25 protein-coding genes are annotated in these 24,875 nt (G+C 67.1%); 13 read left to right on the forward strand and 12 right to left on the reverse strand.

The annotated features are described in order from the left end of the window. The first annotated feature begins 38 nt into the window (after positions 1–38). Complete coding sequence (locus tag ACQPXH_RS15510; RefSeq protein WP_433603030.1) at positions 39–911, forward strand: LLM class flavin-dependent oxidoreductase; 873 nt, start codon at positions 39–41, stop codon at positions 909–911. 184 nt (positions 912–1,095) lie between these two features. Here ACQPXH_RS15510 and ACQPXH_RS15515 read toward each other — a convergent pair whose 3' ends face one another. The 4 genes from ACQPXH_RS15515 to ACQPXH_RS15530 form a co-directional block, all read right to left on the reverse strand. After that, complete coding sequence (locus ACQPXH_RS15515) at positions 1,096–1,878, reverse strand: SCO1664 family protein (RefSeq protein ID WP_433603031.1); 783 nt, start codon at positions 1,876–1,878, stop codon at positions 1,096–1,098. A gap of 3 nt (positions 1,879–1,881) precedes the next feature. Beyond that, complete coding sequence (locus ACQPXH_RS15520) at positions 1,882–2,466, reverse strand: DUF3090 domain-containing protein (protein ID WP_433603032.1); 585 nt, start codon at positions 2,464–2,466, stop codon at positions 1,882–1,884. 71 nt (positions 2,467–2,537) lie between these two features. Beyond that, entirely contained in the window at positions 2,538–3,293 is a 756-nt protein-coding gene (locus tag ACQPXH_RS15525; protein ID WP_433603033.1) for a histidine phosphatase family protein, read from the reverse strand. Positions 3,294–3,309: 16 nt separating this feature from the next. Beyond that, positions 3,310–4,239 (reverse strand): undecaprenyl-diphosphate phosphatase, encoded by a 930-nt coding sequence (locus ACQPXH_RS15530; protein ID WP_433603034.1) that lies wholly within the window; start codon positions 4,237–4,239, stop codon positions 3,310–3,312. A gap of 237 nt (positions 4,240–4,476) precedes the next feature. Here ACQPXH_RS15530 and ACQPXH_RS15535 point away from each other — a divergent pair, with 237 nt between their 5' ends. The 4 genes from ACQPXH_RS15535 to ACQPXH_RS15550 all read left to right on the forward strand — a co-directional run bounded on the left by ACQPXH_RS15535 (position 4,477) and on the right by ACQPXH_RS15550 (position 9,198). Further along, positions 4,477–5,454 carry an aldo/keto reductase gene (locus ACQPXH_RS15535; protein ID WP_433603035.1) on the forward strand — a complete coding sequence of 326 codons (978 nt, stop codon included), beginning with the start codon at positions 4,477–4,479 and terminating at the stop codon, positions 5,452–5,454. Positions 5,455–5,482: 28 nt separating this feature from the next. Further along, on the forward strand, positions 5,483–6,520 hold the full coding sequence (locus ACQPXH_RS15540; protein WP_433603036.1) for a heme/hemin ABC transporter substrate-binding protein: 1,038 nt from the start codon (positions 5,483–5,485) through the stop codon (positions 6,518–6,520). A gap of 322 nt (positions 6,521–6,842) precedes the next feature. Beyond that, positions 6,843–7,916 (forward strand): FecCD family ABC transporter permease, encoded by a 1,074-nt coding sequence (locus ACQPXH_RS15545; protein ID WP_433603472.1) that lies wholly within the window; start codon positions 6,843–6,845, stop codon positions 7,914–7,916. A 424-nt stretch (positions 7,917–8,340) separates the two neighbouring features. Further along, the gene (locus ACQPXH_RS15550) at positions 8,341–9,198 is read left to right on the forward strand and encodes a heme ABC transporter ATP-binding protein (protein ID WP_433603037.1); all 858 of its coding nucleotides are present in this window, start codon (positions 8,341–8,343) and stop codon (positions 9,196–9,198) included. 185 nt (positions 9,199–9,383) lie between these two features. On the opposite strand, the gene ACQPXH_RS15555 is transcribed toward ACQPXH_RS15550, so the two are convergent. From ACQPXH_RS15555 to ACQPXH_RS15565, 3 genes are read right to left on the reverse strand one after another with little or no spacing between them, the layout of a single operon-like run. Then, positions 9,384–11,477, reverse strand: coding sequence for an MMPL family transporter (locus ACQPXH_RS15555; RefSeq protein ID WP_433603038.1), 2,094 nt, complete (start codon positions 11,475–11,477; stop codon positions 9,384–9,386). Further along, positions 11,478–12,011, reverse strand: a complete 534-nt coding sequence (locus ACQPXH_RS15560) for a hypothetical protein (RefSeq protein ID WP_433603039.1) — start codon at positions 12,009–12,011, stop codon at positions 11,478–11,480. Beyond that, positions 12,012–12,368 (reverse strand): hypothetical protein, encoded by a 357-nt coding sequence (locus ACQPXH_RS15565; RefSeq protein WP_433603040.1) that lies wholly within the window; start codon positions 12,366–12,368, stop codon positions 12,012–12,014. It abuts the gene before it with no gap. A gap of 154 nt (positions 12,369–12,522) precedes the next feature. Here ACQPXH_RS15565 and ACQPXH_RS15570 point away from each other — a divergent pair, with 154 nt between their 5' ends. The 4 genes from ACQPXH_RS15570 to ACQPXH_RS15585 all read left to right on the forward strand — a co-directional run bounded on the left by ACQPXH_RS15570 (position 12,523) and on the right by ACQPXH_RS15585 (position 15,985). Beyond that, positions 12,523–13,581 carry a YncE family protein gene (locus ACQPXH_RS15570; protein ID WP_433603041.1) on the forward strand — a complete coding sequence of 353 codons (1,059 nt, stop codon included), beginning with the start codon at positions 12,523–12,525 and terminating at the stop codon, positions 13,579–13,581. Continuing rightward, a complete protein-coding gene (locus ACQPXH_RS15575) occupies positions 13,581–13,826 on the forward strand; it encodes a DUF5703 family protein (protein WP_040691094.1) in 246 nt (81 codons plus the stop codon). Before ACQPXH_RS15570 ends, ACQPXH_RS15575 begins: the two co-directional genes overlap by 1 nt. A 4-nt stretch (positions 13,827–13,830) precedes the next feature. After that, entirely contained in the window at positions 13,831–14,907 is a 1,077-nt protein-coding gene (locus ACQPXH_RS15580; protein ID WP_433603042.1) for a quinone-dependent dihydroorotate dehydrogenase, read from the forward strand. A 112-nt stretch (positions 14,908–15,019) separates the two neighbouring features. Further along, positions 15,020–15,985, forward strand: a complete 966-nt coding sequence (locus ACQPXH_RS15585; RefSeq protein WP_433603043.1) for a PfkB family carbohydrate kinase — start codon at positions 15,020–15,022, stop codon at positions 15,983–15,985. A gap of 70 nt (positions 15,986–16,055) precedes the next feature. Here ACQPXH_RS15585 and ACQPXH_RS15590 read toward each other — a convergent pair whose 3' ends face one another. From ACQPXH_RS15590 to ACQPXH_RS15600, 3 genes are read right to left on the reverse strand one after another with little or no spacing between them, the layout of a single operon-like run. Then, the gene (locus tag ACQPXH_RS15590) at positions 16,056–16,448 is read right to left on the reverse strand and encodes a hypothetical protein (RefSeq protein ID WP_433603044.1); all 393 of its coding nucleotides are present in this window, start codon (positions 16,446–16,448) and stop codon (positions 16,056–16,058) included. Next, on the reverse strand, positions 16,445–16,729 hold the full coding sequence (locus tag ACQPXH_RS15595) for a hypothetical protein (protein WP_433603045.1): 285 nt from the start codon (positions 16,727–16,729) through the stop codon (positions 16,445–16,447). The genes ACQPXH_RS15590 and ACQPXH_RS15595 overlap by 4 nt, the downstream gene beginning before the upstream one ends. After that, positions 16,726–16,986 (reverse strand): hypothetical protein, encoded by a 261-nt coding sequence (locus ACQPXH_RS15600; RefSeq protein WP_433603046.1) that lies wholly within the window; start codon positions 16,984–16,986, stop codon positions 16,726–16,728. The genes ACQPXH_RS15595 and ACQPXH_RS15600 overlap by 4 nt, the downstream gene beginning before the upstream one ends. A 490-nt stretch (positions 16,987–17,476) precedes the next feature. Here ACQPXH_RS15600 and ACQPXH_RS15605 point away from each other — a divergent pair, with 490 nt between their 5' ends. From ACQPXH_RS15605 to ACQPXH_RS15615, 3 genes are all read left to right on the forward strand, one after another. Beyond that, complete coding sequence (locus ACQPXH_RS15605) at positions 17,477–18,979, forward strand: PfkB family carbohydrate kinase (protein ID WP_433603047.1); 1,503 nt, start codon at positions 17,477–17,479, stop codon at positions 18,977–18,979. 140 nt (positions 18,980–19,119) lie between these two features. Further along, the gene (locus tag ACQPXH_RS15610; RefSeq protein ID WP_433603048.1) at positions 19,120–19,836 is read left to right on the forward strand and encodes a GTP cyclohydrolase II; all 717 of its coding nucleotides are present in this window, start codon (positions 19,120–19,122) and stop codon (positions 19,834–19,836) included. Positions 19,837–20,020: 184 nt separating this feature from the next. Further along, the gene (locus ACQPXH_RS15615; RefSeq protein WP_433603049.1) at positions 20,021–21,853 is read left to right on the forward strand and encodes an AMP-dependent synthetase/ligase; all 1,833 of its coding nucleotides are present in this window, start codon (positions 20,021–20,023) and stop codon (positions 21,851–21,853) included. 54 nt (positions 21,854–21,907) lie between these two features. On the opposite strand, the gene ACQPXH_RS15620 is transcribed toward ACQPXH_RS15615, so the two are convergent. Both ACQPXH_RS15620 and ACQPXH_RS15625 read right to left on the reverse strand, forming a co-directional pair. Then, positions 21,908–22,444 carry a YbhB/YbcL family Raf kinase inhibitor-like protein gene (locus ACQPXH_RS15620; RefSeq protein ID WP_433603050.1) on the reverse strand — a complete coding sequence of 179 codons (537 nt, stop codon included), beginning with the start codon at positions 22,442–22,444 and terminating at the stop codon, positions 21,908–21,910. An 18-nt stretch (positions 22,445–22,462) separates the two neighbouring features. Continuing rightward, positions 22,463–23,824: a M20/M25/M40 family metallo-hydrolase gene (locus tag ACQPXH_RS15625; RefSeq protein ID WP_433603051.1), complete on the reverse strand. Its 1,362-nt coding sequence runs from the start codon at positions 23,822–23,824 to the stop codon at positions 22,463–22,465. Positions 23,825–23,995: 171 nt separating this feature from the next. Here ACQPXH_RS15625 and ACQPXH_RS15630 point away from each other — a divergent pair, with 171 nt between their 5' ends. Continuing rightward, positions 23,996–24,871, forward strand: a complete 876-nt coding sequence (locus ACQPXH_RS15630) for a lysophospholipid acyltransferase family protein (RefSeq protein WP_433603052.1) — start codon at positions 23,996–23,998, stop codon at positions 24,869–24,871. Positions 24,872–24,875 lie beyond the last annotated feature (4 nt).

The raw sequence follows: 24,875 nt of genomic DNA on the forward strand, positions 1-24,875 counted from the left end.
CGGGCCGCGGCCGAGTGCGGTCGCGCTAGGTTGGACCGGTGACTGTTCTCGGTGCGGTGTCGATGCCCCAAGTTTCCCCGGAACACTTGGCCGCGGTCGCGGCCGCGGCCGAGGACAGCGGTCTCGAGGAACTGTGGTTGTGGGAGGACTGTTTCTGGGCCGGTGGAATCACCACTGCCGCAACGGTATTGGCTCGGACCGAGCGGGTGCGCGTCGGGATCGGGGTGATGCCGGTGCCGCTGCGTAATGTGGCGCTCACCGCCATGGAGGTGGCGGCGCTGTTGCGGCTGCATCCGGGCCGGGTGCTCCCGGGTTTCGGGCACGGTGTGCAGGACTGGATGGGACAGATCGGCGTGCGGGTCGAATCGCCGATGACGCTGCTACGCGAACATCTGGTTGCGCTGCGCGGACTGCTGAACGGTGAAAAGGTCAGCGCCGCAGGCCGATACGTGCGCCTCGACAATGTCGCCCTGGAATGGCCGCCGAGCACGCCCCCGCCGATCACCGCCGCCGCGACCGGACCGCAGACCCTGCGACTGTCCGGCGAACTCGCCGACGCCACCATCCTCACCGCACGAACCACTCCCGACGGCGTCCGCGCCGCCCGTGCGCGCATCGAGGAAGGCCGCGCGAAAGCCGCACGCACCGAACCGCATCGGGTGATCGTCAACCTGCTGACGGCCACCGGCCCGGACGCGGCCGCACGCTTGACCGCGGCCCAGCAGCGCAACTCCGGCGAGCATCCGGCAGAGGCAGGCGTCGCGGGCGACGCACACGCCATCGTGGATGCCGTCCGCCGCTACGCCGACGCAGGCGCCGACACCGTAGTCCTCGAACCCACCGATGACGATCCGAACCTGATCGAATTCGTCCGCTTCGTCGGTGCCGAAGTCCGCCCGCTGCTCAACTGAGCGCCGCTCCCGGCCGCGGTCGTGCATCTGCAGCACGCCGCACGAATCTTCGGCCCTGCGCGCCAGGTCGGACAGCGGAAACCGTACCCCTCAGGCAGCACATGCGCCCCGACACCCGATGCAATACGGCACCGCGCGCACATCGCAGGCTGCCGCCGACGGTATCCGCGGTGCCGGCTTCAGCTCAGAACGCGGGCCACGGAATCGGCAGCGACGTGCGCGGCACCGGCATCACCGGGTTGTCCAACAGTTCCTGCGTACGGTCGGCGAGCGCCTGGATCTCCGCATCGGTGAGATGCGGTGCGAGATCATCGGCGACCGAACCGGGCAGCACCTCGGCGAAGGTGGCGATATCGGCCATCAACCCGTCACAGATGGGTTCACCAGCCCAGCCCCACAGCACAGTGCGCAACTTGTGCTCGGTATGCAGGCAGATGCCGTGATCGACGCCGTAGACCTGCCCGTCGACACCTTCCAGCGCATGCCCGCCCTTACGGTCGGCATTGTTGAGCAGCACGTCGAGCACCGCCATCCGCTGCAGTCGCGGATCGTCGGCATGGATCAGCGACACCTCGTTACCCGCCGGATCCTCGGCGCGCAGCACCTCGCAGAACCCGTCGGGCACCGCACCCAACTCCACCAGATCCACCAGATCGAGCCGGTTGCCCTGATCGGTGTGGTTGTCCACCGACTCCACCCACCGCTGCACCATGCCCGGCCCATAGGGGCCATCGCGCAGGATCGTCTCCGGAATGACACCCCAGCCGAGCGCATCCGACACCCGATACGAGGCCACCTCACGCCCGGCCAGGGTGCCGTCGGGGAAATCCCACAGCGGCCGTTCCCCGCGCACCGGCTTGTAGACCACGCGAACGCCGTCCGTATCGCAGACCAGGGTGACATTGCTCGCGGTCGTCACCCGCCCGATCACCGTCAATTCTGCGGTGTGCCACCGAGGCTCGGCCACGGACTACTCCTCTAGCTCGGCCGCGCCGAAAATATCCCCGCGCTTGTATCCGTTGGTTCGAACGCACATATGCCCGCGCGAGGAAAGCGGTTCCCCGCACAGCGGACACGGCGGCCGACCCGCCGCGATCACCCGGGTGGAACGTAACGCGAACTCCCGCGCCTGGATCGGGGTCAGGAACACCCGCACCGCGTCGGGGCCCTCCTCGGTGTCATCGAGCACCACCGACTCGTCGACCTCGGTTTCGGTGATCGCCAGCAATTCCACCACCACCGCGCCCGCATCGGCGTCCCAGCCCAGGCCCATGGTGCCGACCCGGAACTCGGCGTCGATCGGGGTCACCAGCGGGTCGCTGTCGGAGATGTCCTCGGCCTGCGGCGGCACCTCGGCGCCGAAGCGACGCGCGACCTCGTCGAGCAGCAGACCCATCCGGTCGGCGAGCACCTTCACCTGCTGCTTCTCCAACGCCACGCTGACCACCCGTGGTTCCTGCACGGCCTGCAGGTAGAACACGCGATCGCCCGGCTCACCGACGGTCCCGGCGACAAAACGATCGGGGGTGCGAAATACATGGATTGCGCGAGACATCTGCACCTCCTGATACGTGACCCTGATCGACTACCCGCGGCGCTGGACTCCGCAACACGCCACCTACTCGTTTACAAGGAATCTCGAAGCTCCGCATTCCCATTATCCGCACTCGGGGTACTACCCAGCTCGCCACCGGGAACCGGACCGGCTGCGGGCTCTGCCGGCGACCCGGAATCCGAGGCGGGCCGTTGCGGTTTGATGACCAAACCGGACAGATCCGTCCCCGTATCGTTGAGCCGAACCACATACGGCGCGGTCGGGGTGTAGCGCACCATGCTGAGCGAGGCGGGTTCGACCACGATGCGCTGGAAACCGTCGAGATGTAGGCCGAGCGCGTCGGCGAGCACGGACTTGATCACGTCACCGTGCGTGCACGCCACCCACAGCACGTCGTGCCCGGCCTTCTCGGCGAACCGTCGATCGTGCTCGCGCACCGCGGCCACCGCACGGGTCTGTACCTGCGCCAGACCTTCGCCGCCGGGAAAGACCGCGCCCGAGGCGTGCCGCTGCACCACCTTCCACAGTGGTTCGGTCAGCAGATCCGCGATCGCCCTGCCGGTCCAGTCGCCGTAGTCGACCTCGATCAACCGATCCTCGTACTCCGGTTCCAGACCGAGCTTTTCCGCAAGCGGTGCGACCGTGCGCTGACAGCGCAGCAGCGGCGAATGCACGATGTGCTCGATCGGCAGCGCGGCGAGCCGTTCGGCGACGGCGCGGGCCTGGGTATCGCCGTACTCGGTCAGATCGACGCCCGCGCTGCGCCCGGCCAGGGTGCGGGCGGTATTCGAGGTCGAAACACCGTGCCGCAGCAGGATCACCGTCATGGCACCAGCCTAACGATCATGTCGCCGACACCACTCCGCTCGCGAGCAGGCCCATGACCGTCAGCCCGAGCACGATGCGGTAGCCGACGAACCAGTCCAGGGAATGTTTGCCGACGAACTTCAACAGCCACGCCACCGAGGCATACCCGACCATGAACGCCAGAAGCGTCGCGACCAGCAGTTGTGGTCCGCTGGCATTGAGGCCCTCACCGGCCGGTTCGAACGCGTCGGGCAGGCTGAACAGGCCCGACGCGGTCACCGCGGGAATGGCGAGCAGGAACGAGAATCGCACGGCCGCTTCACGCTCGAGCCCGAGGAACAGACCCGCCGTCGCGGTCGCACCGGAACGGGACACACCCGGGACCAGGGCCAGGCATTGCGCGAAGCCCATGATCAAACCGTCGCGGGTGGTCAACTGCTCGATCGGGCGGATCCTGCGTCCGTAGTACTCACCGGCGGCGATGACCAGCGCGAACGCGATCAGCATGAACGAGATCAACCATAAATTGCGGGCGCCGGTGCGGATCTGGTCCTTGAACAGGAATCCGAGCGCCCCGATCGGGATCGTCGCGATGATCACATACCAGCCGATACGGTAGTCGAGTTCACGCTGCGCCTGCTCGTCCAGGACGCGCTTGTGATCGGCGGTAATGACCGGAAGGCGCGTGGTGGGCTGGTCGTGCAGCGGCAGGTCCGGCTCGCCACGCGTGGTCAGCCGATCGCGCAGCCCGGAGAACCACGCGAGGATGATCCGCCAGATGTCCTTGGCGAAGAACACCAGCACCGCCGCCTCGGTGCCCAACTGGGTGACCGCGGTGAACGAGGCGCCCGCGTCGTCGCCGAAGAAGACCCCGGACACGATGCGCAGATGCGCCGAGGAGGAGATCGGCAGAAACTCCGTGAGACCCTGCACCAGACCAAGTACCAAGGCCTGAACCCAGGTCATCGACTCGCCGACCACGAACCAGCCTCCACTTCCGCCCGAAATATATGTTCCTACTGGGCGATTGGTCCGGCGATCGATCGCATCACTGTAACCACCGCCGCAATCACGCAGCGACAGTACAGTGTCGAGATGGCGGCGGCATGCCCGGCTCGACCGTGCGACCCACGGTGCTGGTGGGCGTCGAGTTACGTATCCACACTCTAGGCTTGGCGCCGTGACGATTGCGCGGACACGGTGATGGAACAGCGGACGGTCGGCCGCAGCGGCCTACGGGTGTCCCGGATAGGACTTGCCACCCACACCTGGGGGGCGCATACCGATACCGACGACGCGGCGGTGCAGTTGGTGGCGTTCGCCGAGGCCGGCGGCACACTTGTCGATACCTCCCCCGCCTACGCCGGCGGTGCGGCACAACGGATCCTGGCCGAACTGCTCGGCGATCTGGTCTCGCGCGACGATCTGGTGCTCAGCGGCTGCGCGGGTGTCACGCCGCGGCCCGTGCCCGCACCCGCAGGGCCGACCGTGCCCGAGCCGGAGCCGGTGCGACCGGCCGTGGACACCTCCCGTCGCGCGCTACTGCGCCAGCTCGATCGGACACTGCTCGAACTGGGCACCGACTATCTCGATATCTGGCATGTCGCCGCCTGGGATCCCGCGACCCCGCTCGACGAGGTCGCCGCCACTCTCGAATTCGCGGTGCGCTCCGGGCGCGTCCGCTACGCGGGTGCGCGCGGATTCAATGCCTGGCAGGTCGCCAGCCTCGCCGCGGTCGCGCCGGTCACCGTCGCGCAGACCCCGTACTCGCTGCTGGTCCGTGACACCGAAACCGACTTCATTCCGGCTGCTCGACATCACGGTGTTGGGTTGATCGCCACCGCGCCGCTGGCCGGGGGCATTCTCACCGGCAAATACCGCGACGGGGTGCCCGCCGATTCGCGCGGTGCGGACGAGGCGACCGCCGCCGAGATCCGGCACCGGCTCGACGACCACGCGACCCGGGTGGTCGAGGCGCTGGTGACCGCCGCCGATGGACTGGCCACCTCACCGTTGGCCGTGGCCCTCGCCTGGATCCGCGACCGTCCCGGCATCGCGAGCATGATCGTCGGCGCGCGCGATATCGGGCAGCTCACCGGGGTGCTGGCCGCCGAGACATTGGAGCTGCCGCGTGCCATCGCGGCCGCGCTCGACGATGTCAGCGCACGCGCGGCCGGGTGATCCGATGAGGGTGGCTAGCCTTACCTGCATGAGGTTTCTCGACCGTGTCCGATCCGGCGGGGCGCGTTCTCTTCTGGCTGTGCTGGCATTGACCCTGCTGGTCGGATCGGCGTGCGGAACCGGCAGCGATGCCACCGGCAGCGGGGGGCGTGGGCCGGTCACCGCGAAACTGGAGAACCTCGATCCGGTGCCGATCGGGCCCGAGCCCACGCCTACGCTGCCCGCGACCGTCCGATCCTTCGACGGGGCCGAAGTCACGGTCACCGATGCCAGCCGCATCATCGCCGCCGACCGCTTCGGCACACTCGCGCAGACGGTCTGGGCGTTGGGTATGGGCGCAAAAATGGTCGGGCGCAGTACCGCGGCTGGATTTCCCGCGGTCGCGAATCTGCCCATCGTGACCGGTGGCAGCGGTTCGCTGAACGTGGAATCCGTTCTGGCGCTGCGTCCTTCGGTCTTTCTCACCGACAGCACCAGCGCCGCGCCGCAGGTGCGCGAGCAACTGCGCGCGGCCGGGGTGACGGTTGTCTATTTCGATCCGCAGCGCACCATGGACGGGGTGGTACCGCAGATCGAGGCGGTCGCCGCGGCGCTCGGCGTACCCGATCGCGGCCGAGCCCTGGCCCAGCGCACCCGTGGCGAAATCGCCGCCGCCAGTGCCGCGGTACCCGAGCAGGACAAACCCCTCACCATCGCCTTCCTCTACCTGCGCAGCACCGCCATCACCATGCTCGCCGGACCCGGCTCCGGCGCCGACGCTCTCATCGCCGCACTCGGCGCGCGCGATGCGGGCACCGAGGCCGGGTTGCCCGAACCGTTCGTCGCGATCACCAGTGAGGCCATGATCGCGGCCGCACCGGATGTGCTGCTGGTGATGTCGGACGGGCTGAAGTCGGTCGGCGGCGTCGACGGGCTGGAAAAGGTGCCCGGCATCGCGCAGACACCCGCCGGGCGCAACAAGCGGGTGGTCGATATGGCCGACTCGGTGGTGTTGAGTTTCGGCCCGAACACCGGCCGGGTGATCGCCGCCCTCAGCGCGGCCGTGTACGGCACCGAGCCCGCATGAGCGGCGCCTTGCAGTGCCCGGGGGATCACGGCGGGCGGCCCATGCGGTTCGGCGAGGTGCGGGCAGTACTTCACGGACTGGGAGCCGGGCATCGCAGCGCGGTCGTGATAAACGTGCGAACCACGAGGACACTCGGTGAACAGCGCAAACGAGCGTCAGGGACTGCGAGCGTGCACGAAATGACCACGGGAGCAGCCGACTCGGCGATGCGGCGCAGTCGGCATCCGATTGCGCCGAGGTCGCGGGTGCGCTCGCGCACTGTGATCGGACAGGTGCGGGTGTGAACGAAAGGGCCACTGGGACAACGACGGCCGACTCGGCGATGCCGCACAGTCCGCATCCGATCGCGCCGAAGTCGCGGGGGTGGTCGCGGACCGCGATCGTATTCGCCGTGGCGGTCGCGGCGCTGGTGGTGTTGGCGTTGGCATCCGCGGCGATCGGGCAGGTGCCGACGACGCCCGCCGAGGTCGCGGGCAGTGTGCTGCATCGGATCGGATTGGACTGGGGGCCGATGCCCGCACATCCGGCGGGTGAGGTGACGCTGTGGGAAGTGCGGTTTCCCCGCGTGGTGCTCGCGATCCTGGTCGGCGCCGCATTGGCGACAGCGGGTGCATTACTGCAGGGGGTGTTCGCGAATCCGCTCGCCGAACCCGGTGTGATCGGCGTATCGGCGGGGGCGGCGGTCGGTGCGGGCACAGTGATCGTGGTCGGTGGTGCGTTCGTGGCGGCGTGGTCGGTGGCCGCGGCGGCATTCGTGGCGGGGTTGCTGACCACATTGCTGGTGTATCTGCTGTCACGCTCGAATGGGCGCACCGAGGTGGTCACGCTGGTACTCACCGGTGTCGCGATCAACGCCTTCGCAGGCGGGTTGATCGCGTTCCTGCTGTTCATCGCGAGCCCCGCCGCCCGCGATCAAATCGTGTTCTGGCAGCTGGGCAGTCTCAACGGAGCCACCTGGGATGCGGTGCATGTCGTCGCTCCGCTGGCCGCACTCGGCATCCTCGCCGCGGTGCTCATCGCGCCCCGGCTGGACCTGCTCGCCCTCGGTGAATCCGCCGCGCGTCATCTGGGCGTGGACGTGGAGCGCCTGCGCCGCAACGTCATCGTGGTGGTCGCCGTCCTGGCCACCGCGGGCGTCGCCTTCACCGGCATCGTGCTGTTCGTCGGACTGATCGTGCCGCATGTGGTCCGCATGCTGGTCGGCCCCGCCCACCGCATCCTCATCCCGTTGAGCGCCATCGTCGGCGCGGTCGTACTCCTCGCCGCCGACGTGGCCGCCCGCTCGCTGGTCCACAATGCGGACCTGCCCCTCGGCATGCTCACCTCCCTCATCGGCGGCCCCTTCTTCTTCTGGCTCCTGCGCCGCACGCGTGCTCGCTCCGGAGGTTGGGCATGAGTCACGAAATCGGTTGGGGCGTAACCGATCCGCACACGCTCGGGATGTGGCGTCGCGCTGCCTCGCCCCGAAGCGTTCGCCGGCTTTCTCGGATCCATCACCATTGGGCATTCACGACAGGCGCGGATCCCGAGAAGGGATGCGGCCCCTTCGACGAGGCGCGACCCGAGCAGGGCCGCCGCGTCGACAGGACTCGTGGGCTACCGGGCAGCTCGAACGCGAATTCCAGGTGGCGTCGCGCGCCGATGCCGGATAGCGGGCCGGCAACCGACGAGCAGGACGCGCCGACCGGTCAACAGATAGGGCGCACCAGCATGTCCTACCCGAGGGCGCTGCCAGGCAGCATCGGCAGCCATGCTCGGGCGCGCGGGATCGCCGGCGACGGCCGAGCGTACATGCCGGACAGTCCCAGTGGGGTGCAGATGTGAGGGGGGTGAGACCGGGTTCGGTGTTCGCGCGGACACATGAGTTGCCGGTGCCGCCGCAGCGGGGCGCGGTGACGCTTCGGGCTCGCGGAGTGAGCATCGACAGGCGTGGCGCTTCGGGAGCCCATACACGTCGGGTCCTCGAAACCGTCGACTTCGATGTTGTGGCGGGCCAGATCGTGGCGTTGGTGGGGCCGAACGGGGCGGGCAAGTCGACACTGTTGGCGGCGCTCGCGGGTGAGTTGGAGCCGAGCGAGGGCACCATCGAACTCGATGGGCGGGCGCTGGGTCACTGGTCGCATTCGGATATGGCGCGGCGCCGGGCGGTATTGCCGCAGAGCCACACCGTCGGATTCCCGTTCACCGCACGCGAAGTGGTCGCCATGGGGCGTGCGCCGTGGGCGCGGACCGAGCGGCGCGGCCTCGATGACGAGCGGATCGCCGCCGCTATGACCGCCGCCGACGTGGAACACCTTGCCGCCCGACCATTTCCGACGCTCTCCGGCGGTGAACGCGCCCGCGTCGCCCTGGCCCGCGTGCTTGCTCAGGACACCGCAACCCTGCTATTGGACGAACCCACCGCCGCGCTCGACCTCGGCCACCAAGAAGCGGTCCTGCGCCTGGCCAGCGCGCGAGCCGCCGCGGGCGCCGCCGTTGTCGTCGTTCTGCACGACCTCGGCATCGCCGCCGCTTACGCCGACCGCGTCGCGGTCCTGGAATCCGGCCGCATCGCCGCCGACGGCCCACCCCGCAAAGTCCTCACCACCGAACTCCTCACCCGCGTGTACCAACACCCTGTCGAAGTCCTCGACCACCCGCTGACCGGCGCCCAGCTGGTCCTGCCCGTCCGCCGCTGACCGCGTGGCGGACCTGCGCGTCGGAGCAGGCGAGCCTTCGCACGAGCACGGTCGAATCGCCGAGCCCGGAGCATCGGACTCGACAAGCATCACTGCCCGGCCGAGCGGCATCGGCCGATGGTTCGCCCAGGGCTTGATTCGCGCCCTTCCGTGCAGTCATTGTCGATCCTTCGCCCACTGAGTGTTCAACGCCAGATCAGCTTCAGCACCGCGGGCGTCAACAGGATGCGGACCACGGAGGCGTCCAGGACCAGCGCCGCGATCATGCCGTAGGCGATGTACTTCATCAACACCAGATCGGAAAAGCCGAACGCACCGGTCACCACGATGAGAATCGCTGCGGCAGAAGTGATTACGCCGCCGGTGTGGGCGATGCCGTACCGGATGGCTTCCGGCGGCGACGCGCCGTCCGCGCGCGCCTCGGCCATCCGCGACAGCAGGAACACCTCGTAGTCGGTGGACAGCCCGAACACCACCGTCACGATCAACGCCAGCACCGCGAACATCAGCGGGCCCGGCGTGAAGTCGAAGATCCCGGCCCCGTGCCCCTCGACGAACACCCAGGTGAGCACACCCAGTGTGGAGGCCAGACTCAATGCGCTCATCAAAACGGCCTTGAGCGCCAACACGATCGAACGAAACGCCAGATACAGCATCACCAACGCCGCGACCGCCAGGAGCCCGACCAGCAACGGCAGCCGCACCAGCAGCCCATTGATGCTGTCGCGCTCGAGCGCGGGCACCCCGGTCACCATGATCTGCACTCCGGACGGTTCCGGAATCGCCCGCAGCGCATCGATCACCGCATCCGCATCGCGTTTGTCGGCGAGACCGGCGTTGAGCACATTGATCCCGTCCTCGGTCGGCGCACCGGGTTCGAAACGGCCGGTCAGACCGGGAATCCGGCTCGCCTCGTAGCGGATATCGCCGAGCTGCTGCGCATTCGCGCCCACCACGACCAGTTTGATCGGTTCGGTGCGAAAACTCGGGAACAACTGGTCGAACCGCTCCTGGGCGACCCGTGCCGGGTTGTCCGCGGACAGATACCGTTCGCTGATCCCACCGAACTCGATATTGCGAATCGGAACGATCAACACCAGCAACCCGAGCACGATCGGCACCACCACCGCCCACGGTCGCCGCATCGCCGACGTCGCCAGCCGCGAGAAGAATCCGGCGTCGATCTGCACCTCGGTTTTGGTGCGCGAGAACCGATGCCAACCCCACAGGTCGATCCGCCGCCCGACAATGCTCAGCACCGCGGGCAGCGCCGTAACCGACAGCAGCGCGGCGAGCAGCACCGAACTGATGCCGCCATAGGGAACCGACCGCAACACTCCGTTCGGGAAGATGAGCAACGCGGCCAGACTGATCGCGATGATCGCGGCCGAGAACAATACGGTGCGCCCGGCCGTGGCAACGGTGCGCGCCGTCGCATCCTCCACACTGTGCCCGGCGGCCAACTCCTCGCGGAACCGGGTCACGGTGAACAGCCCGTAGTCGATCGCCAACCCCAGACTCACCAAAGTGACGACAGCACTGGCGAAAACGTTCACCTGGATGTGATCGGTGAGCATCCGGATGGTGCCCTGGGTGCCCAGCACCGTCATCCCGCCGATCAGCACCGGCAGCACCGCCCCGACCACCCCGCCGAAAACGAAATACAACAGGATCGCCACGATGGGCAGCGCGATGATCTCGGCCCGGCGGATATCGTCCTGCATGCCCTGATTGATGCCCTCGACAATCGGCTGCAGCCCCGCCAACTGCACCGTGGTGCCGCCGGGTCCACTGCCCGCGCGCCCAGCGCCCAGCTCACCCTTGATCGTGGTGTAGTTCTCGACCGTCGCGGTGCCTTCCCCATGCAATCCGACGCTGGCGAAAGCGTGGGTGTGCGAGGCGTCGGTGGCCTGCGCGGCGAAGGGGCTGTCCCAATAACTGTCGATCTTGAGGACCCGGTCGGGATGACGGGCCAGCAGCTGCTTCAGCGAATTCGTCACTGCCGCACGCACTGTCGGGTCGTCGACGGTCATCCCCGCGGGCGCGGTGTACAGCAAGATTATGTCGCTGTCGGTATCGCGGCCGAAGGTGGCATCGGCGATCTTGGCGGCGGCCACCGACTCGCTGCTCTCGTCGAACCAGCCCTCCTGGGTCAGCCTGCCCGCCAGATCCCGGCCGTACCATCCCGAGAGCAGCACCACGACAATGGCTGTGCCCAGCACCAGATAACGGTGGCGGTGGATCAGACGTCCCCATCGCAGCGAGCCGGATTCGATCATCTAGCCGCAGGCCGCGGTGCGGTAGTCGGCCGAGCGCAGAATGCCGCACAGATCGGTGCGCGAGATCTTCCACTTGCCGTCGAGCAGCACGAAATGCACGACGGTGGTGCGGACCGCGGTGCCGCTGCCGTCCTTGTCCAGCCGCATGGTCGCGGTCAGGGTGCCGTCGCGGTTGTCGAAGACCGGGTCGGTGACGCCGTAGATGGCGCGTGGATTGTCCTGCAGTGCCCGATACATATCCGGGATGGCGTCGCGGAAGGCCGCGCCGTCCTCGATGAGGTCGGTGCGTTCGGAGTCGGGCAGTGCCGGATCAAGGGCGCGTTTGATCTGCGCGTCCAATTCGGCGGCCGTCGGCAGCGGCCGGTGCGCGGCGCTCGAGGAGGCCGCGATCGAGGACGACAGCGAGGCGTTGGCCGAGGAACGCGCGGCATCGACCGAGGCCTCGTCCGGTCCGGTGCTGCACGCCGCGGCCACCGCGGCCAGGGTGGCCGCGGTCAGCGCGGAACCGAGGAATCGTGTGCTTGGCATCACCATCTACATACCATCAATGACCGAACTGATGCGCCCGAGCAGGGCCCGCACGGTTGTCGTATCCCGATCGGGGGCCCTTTCGAGCGGTATCGCGTCCGGAATCATGTCGCGCACCAGCGCCACGACACTGCGTTCGTCGTCGAGGTCGATATCGGTGGCGCGGGCCTGCGCGACCGCGACCACGTCCTCCGGTCCCGGCACATCGCTGTCGAGGTCGGCACGGTAGATCTCCAGCTCCACGGTTGAGCGCAGGGTGCGGAAAGCGTAGGGCCTGCCATCGGCCGTTGTGCCGAATCCGTGAGCAAACGGACCAACGGTTATGTCATCGATGGCAAATCCCGATGGATGGTCGGCTTTCAACCGGATCTCCCTGAATTGGACATTGTTTCGAGTCAACCGTAACCCCGATCGCCGACATTCTCCGTCGGCGACGACCCCGGTAGGCCGGTCACGTGCGCCATCATGGTCAGATGGTGCGGTAGTGGATGATTCGTCATAGTTAGGAGTTCGGTGGATGCGCCCACATGGTTCGCTGCACGCAGTGCTCGCTGGTGTGGCGGTGCTGGCGCTGATCGCCGGATGTTCCTCCGATTCCGATAGCGACAAGCTCGAGACCCGACCGGCGGCCACCGCGGCGGTCGCCCCCGAGCAGCGTGCGCATCCCGCCGGGGATGTGTGGGGGCTCGACAACCCGGTCGGCGGACTGTTCGCCGAGGCGGGCACCGGACGACTGGTTGCGCTCGAAGCCGGCCACGACACCAGCACGATGTTGTTCGTCATCGACCCCGCAACGTTCACCCGTGTCGATCCCACCGGCGCGCCGGACGTGGCGATGCGCACCCTCCTGCTGCCCGCCCGTGGTGTCGGCTTGGCGCAGGGCAAGCCGGGTGAATTGCTGATCCCCGGCGACCACCGGATCATGCGCGTCGACATCACCACCGGCGTCACCACCGAGGTGCCCGTGGACGGAGATGCCAGATCGGTGCGCTATCGCGACGACGGCACGATGTTCGTCGGCACCGCAGACGGCAAGGTGCGCGCACTCTCCCCCGACGGCAACGTCGCCGAAACCATCTCCGGCCTGGCCTCCGCCGACGCACTCGCCGTCACCGGCGACCATGTCTCGGTCCTGGACCGCCGCCAGACCTCGCTGACCCAGCTCGACCTCGGCAAAGACCGCCTCGGACTGGCACTGCGCGCGGGTGACGGCGCAACCAATCTGATCACCGACCCGTTCGGCCGGATCATCGTCACCGACACCGCGGGTGATGAGCTGTTGGTCTACACTGCCGGACCGCTCGTACTGCGGCAGCGATTCCCGGTAGGATCGTCGCCTTACGCGCTTGCCTACGATCAGCGGTCCGACACCGTGTGGGTGACGTGTACCCAGAGCAACGAAGTCGTCGGATTCGACCTGTCGACGGGTATACCGAAAGAGGTGGGCCGTTATCCGACGGTTCGACAGCCGAACTCGGTGACCATCGACGAGCGCACCGGCGACCTGTTCGTCGGTTCCGCGACCGGAAACGGTCTGCAACGGATCCGCGCGGACCAGCGGAAGAAAGGGCAGTGATGGCGCCACAATCACGCGCAGCGCTACCGGCGAGCTGGGAAACCACCAGTGACGACTACGAATACGTGCCGCTGCGGCTCCCACCGGAGGTGACCCGGGTGACGGCGTCGATGCGGCTGGCCATCCAAGCCGAATTCGGCGGCTGGGAACTGTCGCGGGTGCGCGCCTACACCGACGGCAGCAGGCGGGTACTGCTGCGGCGCCGAAAAACCGCACTACTACCCCAGCCCGAACCGGGAATGTGAGGCCATGTATTCACTGCTGCTGCGCCTGATGTTCCTGCTTCCGCCGGAACGCGTCCACCATCTGGCGTTCACAGCCATGCGGCTGGCTGCCCGGTTCGCGCCGACGCGCTGGGCGATGACCAGAATGCTGACCACCGACGATCCGATCCTGCGCAACCATGCCTTCGGCATCGACTTCCCGGCGCCGCTCGGGCTGGCCGCCGGATTCGACAAGAACGCCGACGGTGTGAACTCCTGGGCGCCATTGGGGTTCGGATTCGCCGAAATCGGCACTGTCACCGCGCGGGCCCAGCCCGGCAATCCCGCACCGCGGCTGTTCCGGCTGCCCGCCGACCACGGTCTGATCAACCGGATGGGTTTCAACAACCACGGCGCCGCTGCGGCGGCCGAACATCTGCGCAACCGCCGCGGCGGAGTCCCGATCGGCGCGAATATCGGTAAAACGAAAATCGTCGAGCCCGCCGACGCCGCAGCCGACTATGCGGTGAGTGCTTCGCTGCTCGGTCCGCTGGCCGACTTCGTCGTCGTCAATGTCAGCTCGCCCAACACCCCCGGCCTGCGGGATCTGCAGGCCGTGGAATCCCTGCGCCCGGTCCTGCAGGCCGTCCTCGACAGCGTCGACGTTCCGGTGCTGGTGAAAATCGCCCCCGACCTGTCCGACGACGGTGTCGACGCCGTCGCCGATCTCGCGGTGGAACTCGGCCTGGCCGGGATCGTCGCCACCAACACCACCATCCGCCGCGACGGCCTGCGCACCGAGGCCGCCGAGGTCGCTGCCATGGGCGCGGGTGGTCTATCCGGGCCCCCGGTCGCCGAGCGTTCCCTGGAAGTACTGCGCCGGCTCTACCGCCGCGTCGGCGACCGTCTGGTGCTGATCTCGGTCGGCGGCATCGAAACCGCCGATCAAGCCTGGGAACGCATCCTCGCCGGTGCCACTCTGCTGCAGGGCTACACCGGTTTCATCTACGGCGGACCGTTCTGGACGCGTCACATCCACCGCGGTATCGCCCAGCGACTGCGCGAAGCCGGTTACCACGGCATCGCCGAGGCAGTCGGTGCGGACCACGTCGCACGCACCTGATCCCGACCGGTCGTTTCGTGCCGCCGATGCATTGTTGCGGGCCATGCCATTTCGCGCGTGCGCGGCCTAAGCTGGTGTGCGGCAAGTCGAGAGCACCACAAAGGGGCGGCGCATGGTCACCGGTGCCGAACAGTGGCATCCGCACGGCGTGGTCACCGTCATCGGTGACGCGGTCATCGATCACATCTACCGCACGGACACCATGCCCTCCGAAGGCTCCGAGGCCAGCGGGACGTTCGAGGCGCAAGTCGGGGGCAAGGGACTCAATCGGGCCGTCGCGGCGGCCCGCCTCGGCGTGCGAGTCCGCCTGGTCACCGTGATCGGAGACGACGACAGCGGCCGTCGCATCATCGAATATCTGCGGCGCGAGAACGTCGACACCGGACTGGTCAAGGTCGTTCCCGGAACCACACCGGTTGCCGTCGTGATGGTCGATCGCAGTGGCGCGGGGGCATTCATCGGCCGGGTCGACGGCGCCAAGCTCGGCACCGCGGATCTGCGCAGCGAGCAGGTTCGCGCGGCGATCGGGTCCTCGGATGCAGTGCTGATGACGTTCGAGTTGCCGACCGAGGTCATCAACGAGGCACTATCGATGATCCGTGCGATGCCGAAGCGCCCTCGCCTTCTGGTTCACCCCGCACCCCCTGTCGAGAATCTTCAGGACCTCGAACATCACTTCGAGCCGATCGACTATCTGAACGGAAGTTCGTGGGAACTCGGCGAATTGGCCGGCGACAGCGATAGCGTCGGCGGCGAGCAATTCGCGACGACCACCGCGCCCGCGCTACTGGCACGCGGTGCGTACTGCGTCTGTGAGGTCGAGCAACTCGCCTGCCGGGTCCGCTCCGGCACCCTCCAGCTCGACCTTTCGGCGCGTCCGGAGGCGCCGTCACCCGCGGCCGGCGCGGCATTCGACGCGGCGCTGGCCTACCGAGTCATACGGACCGGGCAGCCCGCGAACCGTGCGGATTTCGAGTGGGCGACCGCCGCGATGGCGGCAACCCGAACGACCAGCCCCCTCGCCGAGGGGATGCCGACCATGCACGAGATCGATCGGGTCGTAGCACCGACTCCCTGACGCGGCTCCCCCGCCGCTACGGCACCGGCCGCCTCCCCTCCCGGCGGCCGATGCCTCGCGGCGCCACACGCTATCGGAACACCCACGGTGTCCGGTCTGCGTGCAGTGCCAACCGGGACTGCCCCGCGGATTCGCAGCCCGCCGGATCGTCCTGAATCCCGTTGGGACGCTGGCGCAGTCGAGCTAGTATCCGCTTCGACAGCAGGATCACCGCCTGCTCCCAGACGATGCCGACCCGCCCGGCCAGAATGGCCGCATCGGCGTGGGCGTGCCGATCGTGCACGATGTCCGGATCGCTGAGGATCTCGTCGAGCTCCATGCCGGCCAGCGCCTGTTCGCGGGTCAGCAGCCGATCCGGCAGCCAGCTCAGTCGCCAGACCGCGGTCCCCGCCCCGGTCTGGCGGTATGCCGACTCGGGGGTGATATCGCTGATCATGGTCCAGTCGGTGGTGTCGACGGTCATGGGTGCCTCCGGTGTAACAATTCGAGCCCGATGAGCTCGAGGGGTATTCCGATCTGGCCGGCGCAATAGAAGGCCCGTGCGTGAACCGTCGAGTCGTGCCGGAATTCCTGGGTGCTGAAGATCTCCGCGAGATCCATCCCCGCCAAAGCTTGTTCCCGCGTCAGCAGCCGTTCGGGCAGCCAGCTCAGCCGCCACGACTTGGCCCACTTGTCCGCCAGCCGGTAGGCCGACTCCGCGGTGAGATCGCTGGTCATCGACCAGTGAGTTACGTAGATGGTCACGAATGCCTCCTGTCGAGCATCCGTCGGTGCAGCGTGTGCAGTGCCTGCTGCACGGTGATACCGAGTTGATCGGCCAATGCCCGCGCGTGCGCGTCGTGGTCCGATGCCGGGTCCGGGAGGCTCAGAATCTCCTGCAATTGCATTCCGGCCCAGGCCTGTTCGCGGGTCAGCTGGTCGGATACCCAGCTCAATCGCCATGCCGGTTCTTCGCGCCCTGCGCGCCACGCCCATTCGTCGGGCGTGACGCTGCTGGTCATCGACCGGCTGCATTCGTAGATCGTCACGGCTGTCTCCAGGGGTGCCAGAGCTGTCGCCGACCGCATTTCGGGTGCACTGAGCCCCGGTCGACCGCTGCGTCGCGGTCAGCCGGGGCTCGCTGCTGTCGGATGGAGCAGGCGACGAAGTCGGCTTGATCGGGTGAAATGTCGTCCCGGCGAACGCGATTCGTTCGCCTAGACGGTGGCGCGGTTCGCAACGAGTTCGGTTTCGGTACCGCCGGCCCTTGGCTCCCCGCGCCGCCGTGCGTGCCGTATCAGCAGGATCACTCTCATCACCAGGCCCTCCCGAGTCATCTGGTGGACGACACTTGGTCGCCGTAACTCAGTGTGGCATTTGCCATTCACTACGGTCAATTGCCGTTGTAAGTTGGTAATTGCCGGTTCGCTCGGCGGCTAAACCCCGAACGATTGGCATATCGTGGGAGTGGCACAGGGAACGATCGCAGCGTCATGGAGGACAGGCCCGCCTATGGTCCAGCAGGACTCACGCACGGTTGCCATCCGCAACATCCTCACCAGGCTCAGCAAACGATCGGGGCTGAGTGCGGATCGGTTGCGCACCACGGAAATCGATGTCGCTCCCCTGCTGGATCTATCCGTCATCCGCCAGCGAGCGCAGCAGGAGGGGCTGTCGGCGGAGGAAGCCGTCTTGCCCGTGGTTCGTGACCTCGCGCGGCAGTTGGATCCGACCAACCGTTTGATCGCCGATGCCGAACTGTCGTTGGGGCTGCTGCGTGAAAAGCCCCCAGCCGGAATAGATCTCGAGCGATTGTACGCGGCCGACCTCGGCGAGCGTCGCGTGTACCTGACCGAACAGTGGCGGGGCCTGCATGATGCGTACGGCGCAGATTTCGTACCGTCCGCACCGACTGTGCGTTCGTTGCGGGCTACGCCCGAGCGACGCGCATTTACCGAATTGGCGGCCAAGCTCGCCGCCGCGGCCGCCTATTCGACATCGAACTACAGGTTCACCCCCGAACCGAAGGTGCTGATCGCACTGCCGGATGTAGCGCCGCGCCGTGGCGTGGTCACGGTCATCGGATCGGCGGTGATCGACCACATCTACCGGATCGGCCAAATTCCGTCGGCGGGCAAATCCACGCCGGGCAGCTTCGAGGTGCATGCGGGCGGTAAGGGGCTCAACCGTGCGGTGGCGGCTGCGCGCCTGGGACTGCAGGCTCGGCTCATCTCCGCGGTCGGAAACGACGACGCCGGCAGGCACATCCTCAACTATCTACGCACCGAGAATGTCGATACCCGGTTGGTCAAAGTGGTCAACGGCGCCACGACGAATGTCTCCGCGGTCATGATCACGAGCACGGGGGTGTCCAGCAAAATCGGCTGCGAGGACGACCGCATCTGGCAAGGAGCACACGTGGTGAGCGAACCACGGTTTCGTGAGGCGCTCGCAGCCTCGGATGCGGTCGTATTGACCTTCGAGCAGCCCTCCGATGCGATCAAGGGCGTGCTCGCGGCCATCGGGGAGATGGATCGTCGGCCGTCGTTGGTGGTGAACCCCTCGCCGCCGATCGATGCGCCGCAATATCTCTACCAGTATTTCGGTGCCGTCGACTATCTCGTCGGCTCGACGTGGGAACTGCGCGCACTGCTGCCCGGGGATCCGTCCGCGTCCGGGACCGAGGTGGCGCAACGGCTGCGTAGTCTGGGTGTGCGCGGGGTCTGCGTGATCGATGGCTTCCGTTGCATCGTCAGATCCGACGAGATCAATGCGGATATCGCGGATTTTCCTGTGGCACTGGAAGATTCGCCGGGTGCCGCGGCGGCGTTCTCCGCCGCGCTGGTGTCGAAGATCGTCGCCACCGGCCGACCGGCCGACGAACCGGTATTCCGCTGGGCGACCGCGGCGATGGTCGCGACCCAGTCGTTCGGTGACATCCCGGACGCCATGCCGTCGGTCAGGGATATCGACCGCATCGTCCACCTCGCCGGGGAGGAGTCGGCCGGCGCGTAGCATAACTTGATGGAGCGGCTCGTAGCTTCAGAGCGCCAAAATCGGGTGATCGAGTTACAGTTTGCGTCGTTGCGTTGCAGCGGACTCTTCTTGGGCCGCAAAAGGCGGCAAACCCATATCCCATTGTCTTCGGAGGAGCATTGACCACAGCTGTGCCGACGCTTGGTGAGACCGCCCATCGGCTCACCCGCAAGGGGCAGGATCTGCAGGTTCGTGTGATGGAAGTGGCCGGCGGCGCCGAGTACGGACATGTGCTCGTCTTCGGCGAAGCCGACGATGGGTGTCTGGTCCGGGTGCATTCGCGGTGTCTATACGGCGAGGGGCTCGGTTCGGACGATTGCGATTGCGGGCCGGAACTCGACAAGTCCTTGGACCTGATCTGGGCTGAGGGCAGCGGTGTGCTGGTCTATCTGGAGCAAGAGGGCCGCGGTGTCGGGCTGATCGCCAAGGCGCTGGGTTACCGGGAGAGTCAGCGGTCGGGCGCGGACACTTTCACCAGCTACGAGCAGCTCGGATTCCCTGCCGACGGTCGTAGCTACCTGCACGCGGCGAAAAGCCTGCAGGAACTCGGACTGACCCGTGTGCGCCTACTCACCAACAATCCGGACAAGGTCGCCGAACTGCGCGCCGCCGGTCTGGCCGTGACCATGGAACCGCTGCTGACGACGGTGCTCAGTGCGCGGGCCGCGGCATATCTGGATGCGAAACGCCGACGCCGCGGCCATCTCATCCCCACCGGCGACGTGCCGTGGGCTCCGGATGTACAACCGGTATTCAAACGCAAGAGCCGCATCTGGCGGTTCTGGACGATGCGGGGTCAGGCCCGCCGTCGGCGCACTTTCCCCGCGTCCAAGTAACGGGCACGAGATTACCCCGGTCTGGCTACCATGAGTGAGCTGCGCCACACGGTGCTATCCCACCGCGTGACACGATGAGATAGAGTCGCCTGCAATTTATCAGGAGCGGCGGGTCTCGAACCGCGTGGAAACCATGCGGTCGCGCCGGGCGCGGTTCACGCCAGAGATATCGGGAAACGGGAAGATGACGACAACAGAAATCGGTTTCGCGCACGAGTCCGGCAAGACGGTGTACACGGTGCCGGAGGCATTCCAGGAGACCGTGAAGTTACGACCGGATCAGGTCGCGTTGCGGACGGTCGGCGGTACCACGGAGATCAGCTGGCGCGAATACGGTGAGCGGGTGCGCACCCTGGCGGCGGGGCTGTCCGGCTTGGGCGTCGGCCACGGCGACACCGTCGGGATCATGCTCACCAACCGGCCCGAGTTCAATCTGATCGACACGGCCGCACTACATTTGGGCGCCACCCCGTTCTCGGTCTACAACACCAGCTCTCCCGAGCAGATCGAGCATCTGTTCACCAATGCGGGGAACAAGGTGGTGATCACCGAGCGCGCCTTCCTCGACGTGATCAAGGGCGCGGACGTCGAGCTCGAGCACATCGTGGTGGTGGACGGCCCGGCCGCCGATACGGTCGGCCTGGCCGACCTCGAGGCGAATCCGGCCGCCGACTTCGATTTCGATGCCGCTTGGCAGGCGGTCACCCCCGACGACCTGGCCACGCTGATCTACACCTCGGGCACCACCGGCCCGTCCAAGGGCGTGGAGATCACCCACCGCAATGTGCTGGCCCAGATCATCGCGCTGGTCAACGGCCCACTGCGCGTCGGCTTCGACGACCGCGCCATCTCCTATCTGCCCGCCGCGCACGTCGCGGACCGCATTTCCGGCCATGCCATCAGCCTGCTGACCGGCATCCTGATCACCTGTGTGCCGGATCCGCGCGAGATCGCCGCCGCGCTGCCCGACGCACACCCCACCGTCTTCTTCGGTGTGCCCCGGGTGTGGCAGAAGATCAAGGCCGGTATCGACGGCAAGCTGGCCACCGAAGCGAGCCCGGTGAAGAAGGCCCTGGCGCACTGGGCCATCAATACCGGCATCGCGGCCGCACGCGCCGAGCTGGCGGGTAAGGGCCGCAGCCCGGTGCTCGCCGTGCAGTACAAGGTCGCCGACGCGCTGGTGCTGTCGAAACTGCGGGCCGCGCTCGGCCTGGACAACCTCAAGGTCGCCGCTTCAGGCGCAGCCGCGATTCCGGCCGAAACCCTCGAGTACTTCCTCGGACTCGGGTTCACCGTCAGCGAGGTGTGGGGTATGTCGGAAACCACCGGCGTGGCCACCTACACCGAACTGGCCAAGCCGCGGCCGGGTTCGGTCGGCCGGGCCGTCGAGGGCCTCGAGCTACGGCTCGGCGAGGACGGTGAACTGCTGGTGCGTGGCGCGATCGTCACCCCGGGCTACCGCAAACAGCCCGATAGGACCAAGGAAGCGCTCGACGCCGACGGCTGGCTGGCCACTGGTGACGTCGCCACCATCGATGCCGACGGCTATCTGCGCATCGTGGATCGCAAGAAAGAACTGATCATCAACGAGTCGGGCAAGAACATCTCCCCGACCAATATCGAGAACGCGGTCAAGGCGGCCTCCTCGCTGGTCGGTCAGGTGGTGGCGATCGGGGAGGCCAAACCGTTCATCTCCGCACTGATCGTGCTCGATCCGGACACCGCCGCCATCCGGGCCAAGGAATTCGACGCGCCCGCCGACGATCTGGCCGCGCTGGCCACCCGCAAGGAGATCCTGGACGAGGTGCTGGCGGCGGTCGTCGCGGGTAACCGCAAGCTGTCGCGAGTCGAGCAGATCAAACGGTTCACCGTGGTCGGCAAGCCGTGGGAGCCGGGCGGGGACGAGCTGACCCCGACGATGAAGCTCAAGCGCAACCCGATCGCGGCGAAGTACGCCGAGGAGATCGCCTCGCTGTACACAACTCCGCTGCCCGAATCGGTGGTGAACGTGTCGTAACGATCGGTGGCCCTGAGTAAAAGCTCAGGGCCACAGTCGTTTTCCTGGCCGATGCTAGGCGGCCTCGTACTTGGCGACGATGGTGGCGCGGGCCACGGTGTGCGAGAACAGGTTGAAGCCGAGGAAGGCGGGTGTGCCGTTCTCGTCGATCTCCAACCGCTCCACATCCACCGCGTGCACGACGATGAAGTAGCGGTGGTACCCGTGTCCGGCCGGCGGCGCCGCACCGACGTATCCCGGGAACGCGCCGTCATTGCGCAATGTGACCGCCCCCTCGGGCAGGACACCGCCCTCACTACCAGCTCCGCGTGGCAGCGAGGTGGTGTTCCCCGGAATGTCGGCCACCGCCCAGTGCCAGAAACCGGCGGCAGTCGGTGCATCCGGATCGTAGACGGTGACCGCGAAACTCTTCGTCTCCGCGGGGAATCCGGACCAGGACAGCTGCGGCGAGACATCCTTGCCGCCCGCGCCGAATACGCCGCTGACCTGATCGTTGCCGAAGCTTTCGCCATCGGCGACATCCTCCGAGGTCACCGTGAAGCTCGGCACCTCGGGCAGCGCGTCGTACGGGTTGTAAGAGTAGTCGGGCACGGTGGGTCCTTTCGATCGTCAGCTGTTCAACAGGAAGTGTTCCAGCACCCGGGTGCCGAATTCGAGTGCCTGCACCGGAACCCGCTCGTCGACACCATGGAACAGTGCCGTGAAGTCCAATTCCGGTGGCAGCCGCAGCGGTGCGAAACCGAAGCAGCGAATACCCAAGCGGGCGAAGGCCTTTGCGTCGGTACCGCCGGAGAGCATATAGGGCACGGTCCGGCCCTGCGGGTCGTGGGCGAGAATGGCGGCGTTCATCGCGTCGACGAGATGTCCGTCGAATGTCGTTTCGTAGGAGTCGAGTTCGGTGATCCACTCGCGCTCGACTTCCGGACCGATCAGCTCGTCCACCTCACGCTCGAACGCGGCCTGCCGTCCCGGCACCACGCGACAGTCGACGACCGCCTCGGCGGTCTGCGGGATCACATTCGCCTTGTAACCCGCCTGCAGCATGGTCGGATTCGCGGTATCGCGCAGGGTCGCGCCGATGATGCGGGAGATGGTGCCCAACTTCGCGAGCTGACCCTCGATATCGGGACTCGACGGATCGAACTCCAAGCCGGTCTCCTCGGCGACCGCGGCCAGGAATTCGGCGACCGAATCCGAAAGCACGAGGGGGAACGTGTGTTTGCCCAGGCGCGCCACCGCGGCAGCCAGGATCGTGACGGCATTGTCCTCGTGCAGGAACGAACCGTGACCGGCACGGGCCTTGGCCCGCAACCGCATCCAGCCGAGCCCCTTCTCGGCCGTCTCCACCAGATACAACCGACGGTCGGTGCCGTCCGGGCGCGGCACGGTCAGCGAGAAGCCGCCGACCTCCCCCACCGCCTCGGTGATCCCGTCGAACAGGTCGGGCCGATTCTGCACCAGCCACTGTGAACCCCACTTGCCGCCGTTCTCCTCATCGGCGAGGAAGGCGAAGACGATATCGCGCGGCGGCACCGTCCCCTCGATCTTGAACTGGCGCGCGATGGCCAGCATCATGCCGACCATATCCTTCATATCGATCGCGCCGCGCCCCCACACATAGCCGTCGCGCACCGCACCCGAGAACGGGTGCACACTCCAGTCCGCGGCCTCGGCGGGCACCACATCCAGGTGTCCGTGGATCAGCAGCGCGCCGCGGCTGGAATCGGCTCCCTTCAACCGCGCGAACACATTCCCGCGACACGGCGCACCGGACTCCACGTACTCGGTCGTGTACCCCGCCTGATGCAGCTGATCGGCCACCCACTGCGCACATTCGCGCTCGCCCTTGGTGGTGGCCAGATCTCCGGTGTTGGAAGTGTCGAACCGGATCAGCGTGCTGACCAATTCGACCACTTCGGACACGGCACGAGATGTGGTGTTCGGACCGGATACTTCGCCAGTTGCAGACACGTACCCTTTCCTACCACCTGACACCGCCCGCAGGGTGCCATGGCGGCACCCGCCATGATCGCGAGGTGCGCAATCGCGGGTCGATTCACGCTGATCGCAATCGCGGGTGCGGTGTGGTCGCGATATTGCGGGGTATGTCTCGGTCGAAGCCTCGATCGGAAAGCCGTGCCCATGAAGTTCCCGAACCTGCCGTTGCCGCCGATCGACGGCGCGACCGACTGGGTCGCCCGGCAGGTGCGAGCGCGGGTTCCCAAAGCGGATATGAGCGACCGGGATCCCGCCTTCATCGCCTGCGCCGTCGAACCGTCCTGGCGACTGGCCCGCGCGTACTTCCGCGTCGACGTGCGCGGAATGGAGCAGATACCCGAAGCTGGGCCGATACTGTTGGTCGGCAACCACTCCGGCGGCAATGTCTCGCCCGAGGCGCTCGTGACCACTCTCGTGTTCGCGCACTATTTCGGACCCGAACGCCCCTTCTACCAACTCGCCCACAATCTGGTGATGGCCGTGCCGTTCCTCGGCTCGTTCCTGTCCCGCTTCGGCACGGTGGCGGCCGATCCCGACAGCGCCAAGGCCGCGCTGCGCAGTGGCGCGGCGGTGCTGGTGTATCCCGGCGGCGACTGGGAGGTACACCGCCCGACCTGGGAGGAGGACCAGCTCGATTTCGCCGGACGCACCGGATTCCTCCGACTTGCCTGGGACGAACACGTGCCGATCGTGCCGTTCGTGAACTACGGCGCCCAGCAGAACGCACTCATGCTCACCCGCGGCGACCGGATCGCCCGGCTGCTACGCCTGGATCGGACGCTGCGGTTGAAGGTGTTCCCGATTTCGCTGGCGCTGCCGTGGGGACTGAACATCAGCGACCTGGCCGGGCATATTCCCTTGCCCACGAAAGTGACCGTCGAATTCCTGCCGCCGATCGACCTGCACGAGATATTGGGGCCCGAGCTGGATGTGGATCGCGGCTACGAGTACGTCACCGGGATCATGCAGGAGGCATTGTCGAGGCTGGCCGAGGAACGGACGCTGCCGATTCTGGGATGAGTCC

The sequence above is a fragment of the Nocardia sp. CA-135953 genome (genome assembly GCF_050955735.1).
Classification (GTDB): domain Bacteria; phylum Actinomycetota; class Actinomycetes; order Mycobacteriales; family Mycobacteriaceae; genus Nocardia.

Coding starts and splice junctions, on each gene's coding strand:
- ACQPXH_RS15520 (WP_433603032.1), bottom strand. CDS start 2,466: ATGTCTCGCGCAATCCATGTATTTCGCACCCCCGATCGTTTTGTCGCC.
- ACQPXH_RS15525 (WP_433603033.1), bottom strand. CDS start 3,293: ATGACGGTGATCCTGCTGCGGCACGGTGTTTCGACCTCGAATACCGCC.
- ACQPXH_RS15530 (WP_433603034.1), bottom strand. CDS start 4,239: ATGACCTGGGTTCAGGCCTTGGTACTTGGTCTGGTGCAGGGTCTCACG.
- ACQPXH_RS15535 (WP_433603035.1), top strand. CDS start 4,477: ATGGAACAGCGGACGGTCGGCCGCAGCGGCCTACGGGTGTCCCGGATA.
- ACQPXH_RS15540 (WP_433603036.1), top strand. CDS start 5,483: ATGAGGTTTCTCGACCGTGTCCGATCCGGCGGGGCGCGTTCTCTTCTG.
- ACQPXH_RS15545 (WP_433603472.1), top strand. CDS start 6,843: ATGCCGCACAGTCCGCATCCGATCGCGCCGAAGTCGCGGGGGTGGTCG.
- ACQPXH_RS15555 (WP_433603038.1), bottom strand. CDS start 11,477: ATGATCGAATCCGGCTCGCTGCGATGGGGACGTCTGATCCACCGCCAC.
- ACQPXH_RS15560 (WP_433603039.1), bottom strand. CDS start 12,011: ATGGTGATGCCAAGCACACGATTCCTCGGTTCCGCGCTGACCGCGGCC.
- ACQPXH_RS15570 (WP_433603041.1), top strand. CDS start 12,523: ATGCGCCCACATGGTTCGCTGCACGCAGTGCTCGCTGGTGTGGCGGTG.
- ACQPXH_RS15575 (WP_040691094.1), top strand. CDS start 13,581: ATGGCGCCACAATCACGCGCAGCGCTACCGGCGAGCTGGGAAACCACC.
- ACQPXH_RS15580 (WP_433603042.1), top strand. CDS start 13,831: ATGTATTCACTGCTGCTGCGCCTGATGTTCCTGCTTCCGCCGGAACGC.
- ACQPXH_RS15585 (WP_433603043.1), top strand. CDS start 15,020: ATGGTCACCGGTGCCGAACAGTGGCATCCGCACGGCGTGGTCACCGTC.
- ACQPXH_RS15590 (WP_433603044.1), bottom strand. CDS start 16,448: ATGACCGTCGACACCACCGACTGGACCATGATCAGCGATATCACCCCC.
- ACQPXH_RS15600 (WP_433603046.1), bottom strand. CDS start 16,986: ATGACCAGCAGCGTCACGCCCGACGAATGGGCGTGGCGCGCAGGGCGC.
- ACQPXH_RS15605 (WP_433603047.1), top strand. CDS start 17,477: ATGGTCCAGCAGGACTCACGCACGGTTGCCATCCGCAACATCCTCACC.
- ACQPXH_RS15615 (WP_433603049.1), top strand. CDS start 20,021: ATGACGACAACAGAAATCGGTTTCGCGCACGAGTCCGGCAAGACGGTG.
- ACQPXH_RS15630 (WP_433603052.1), top strand. CDS start 23,996: ATGAAGTTCCCGAACCTGCCGTTGCCGCCGATCGACGGCGCGACCGAC.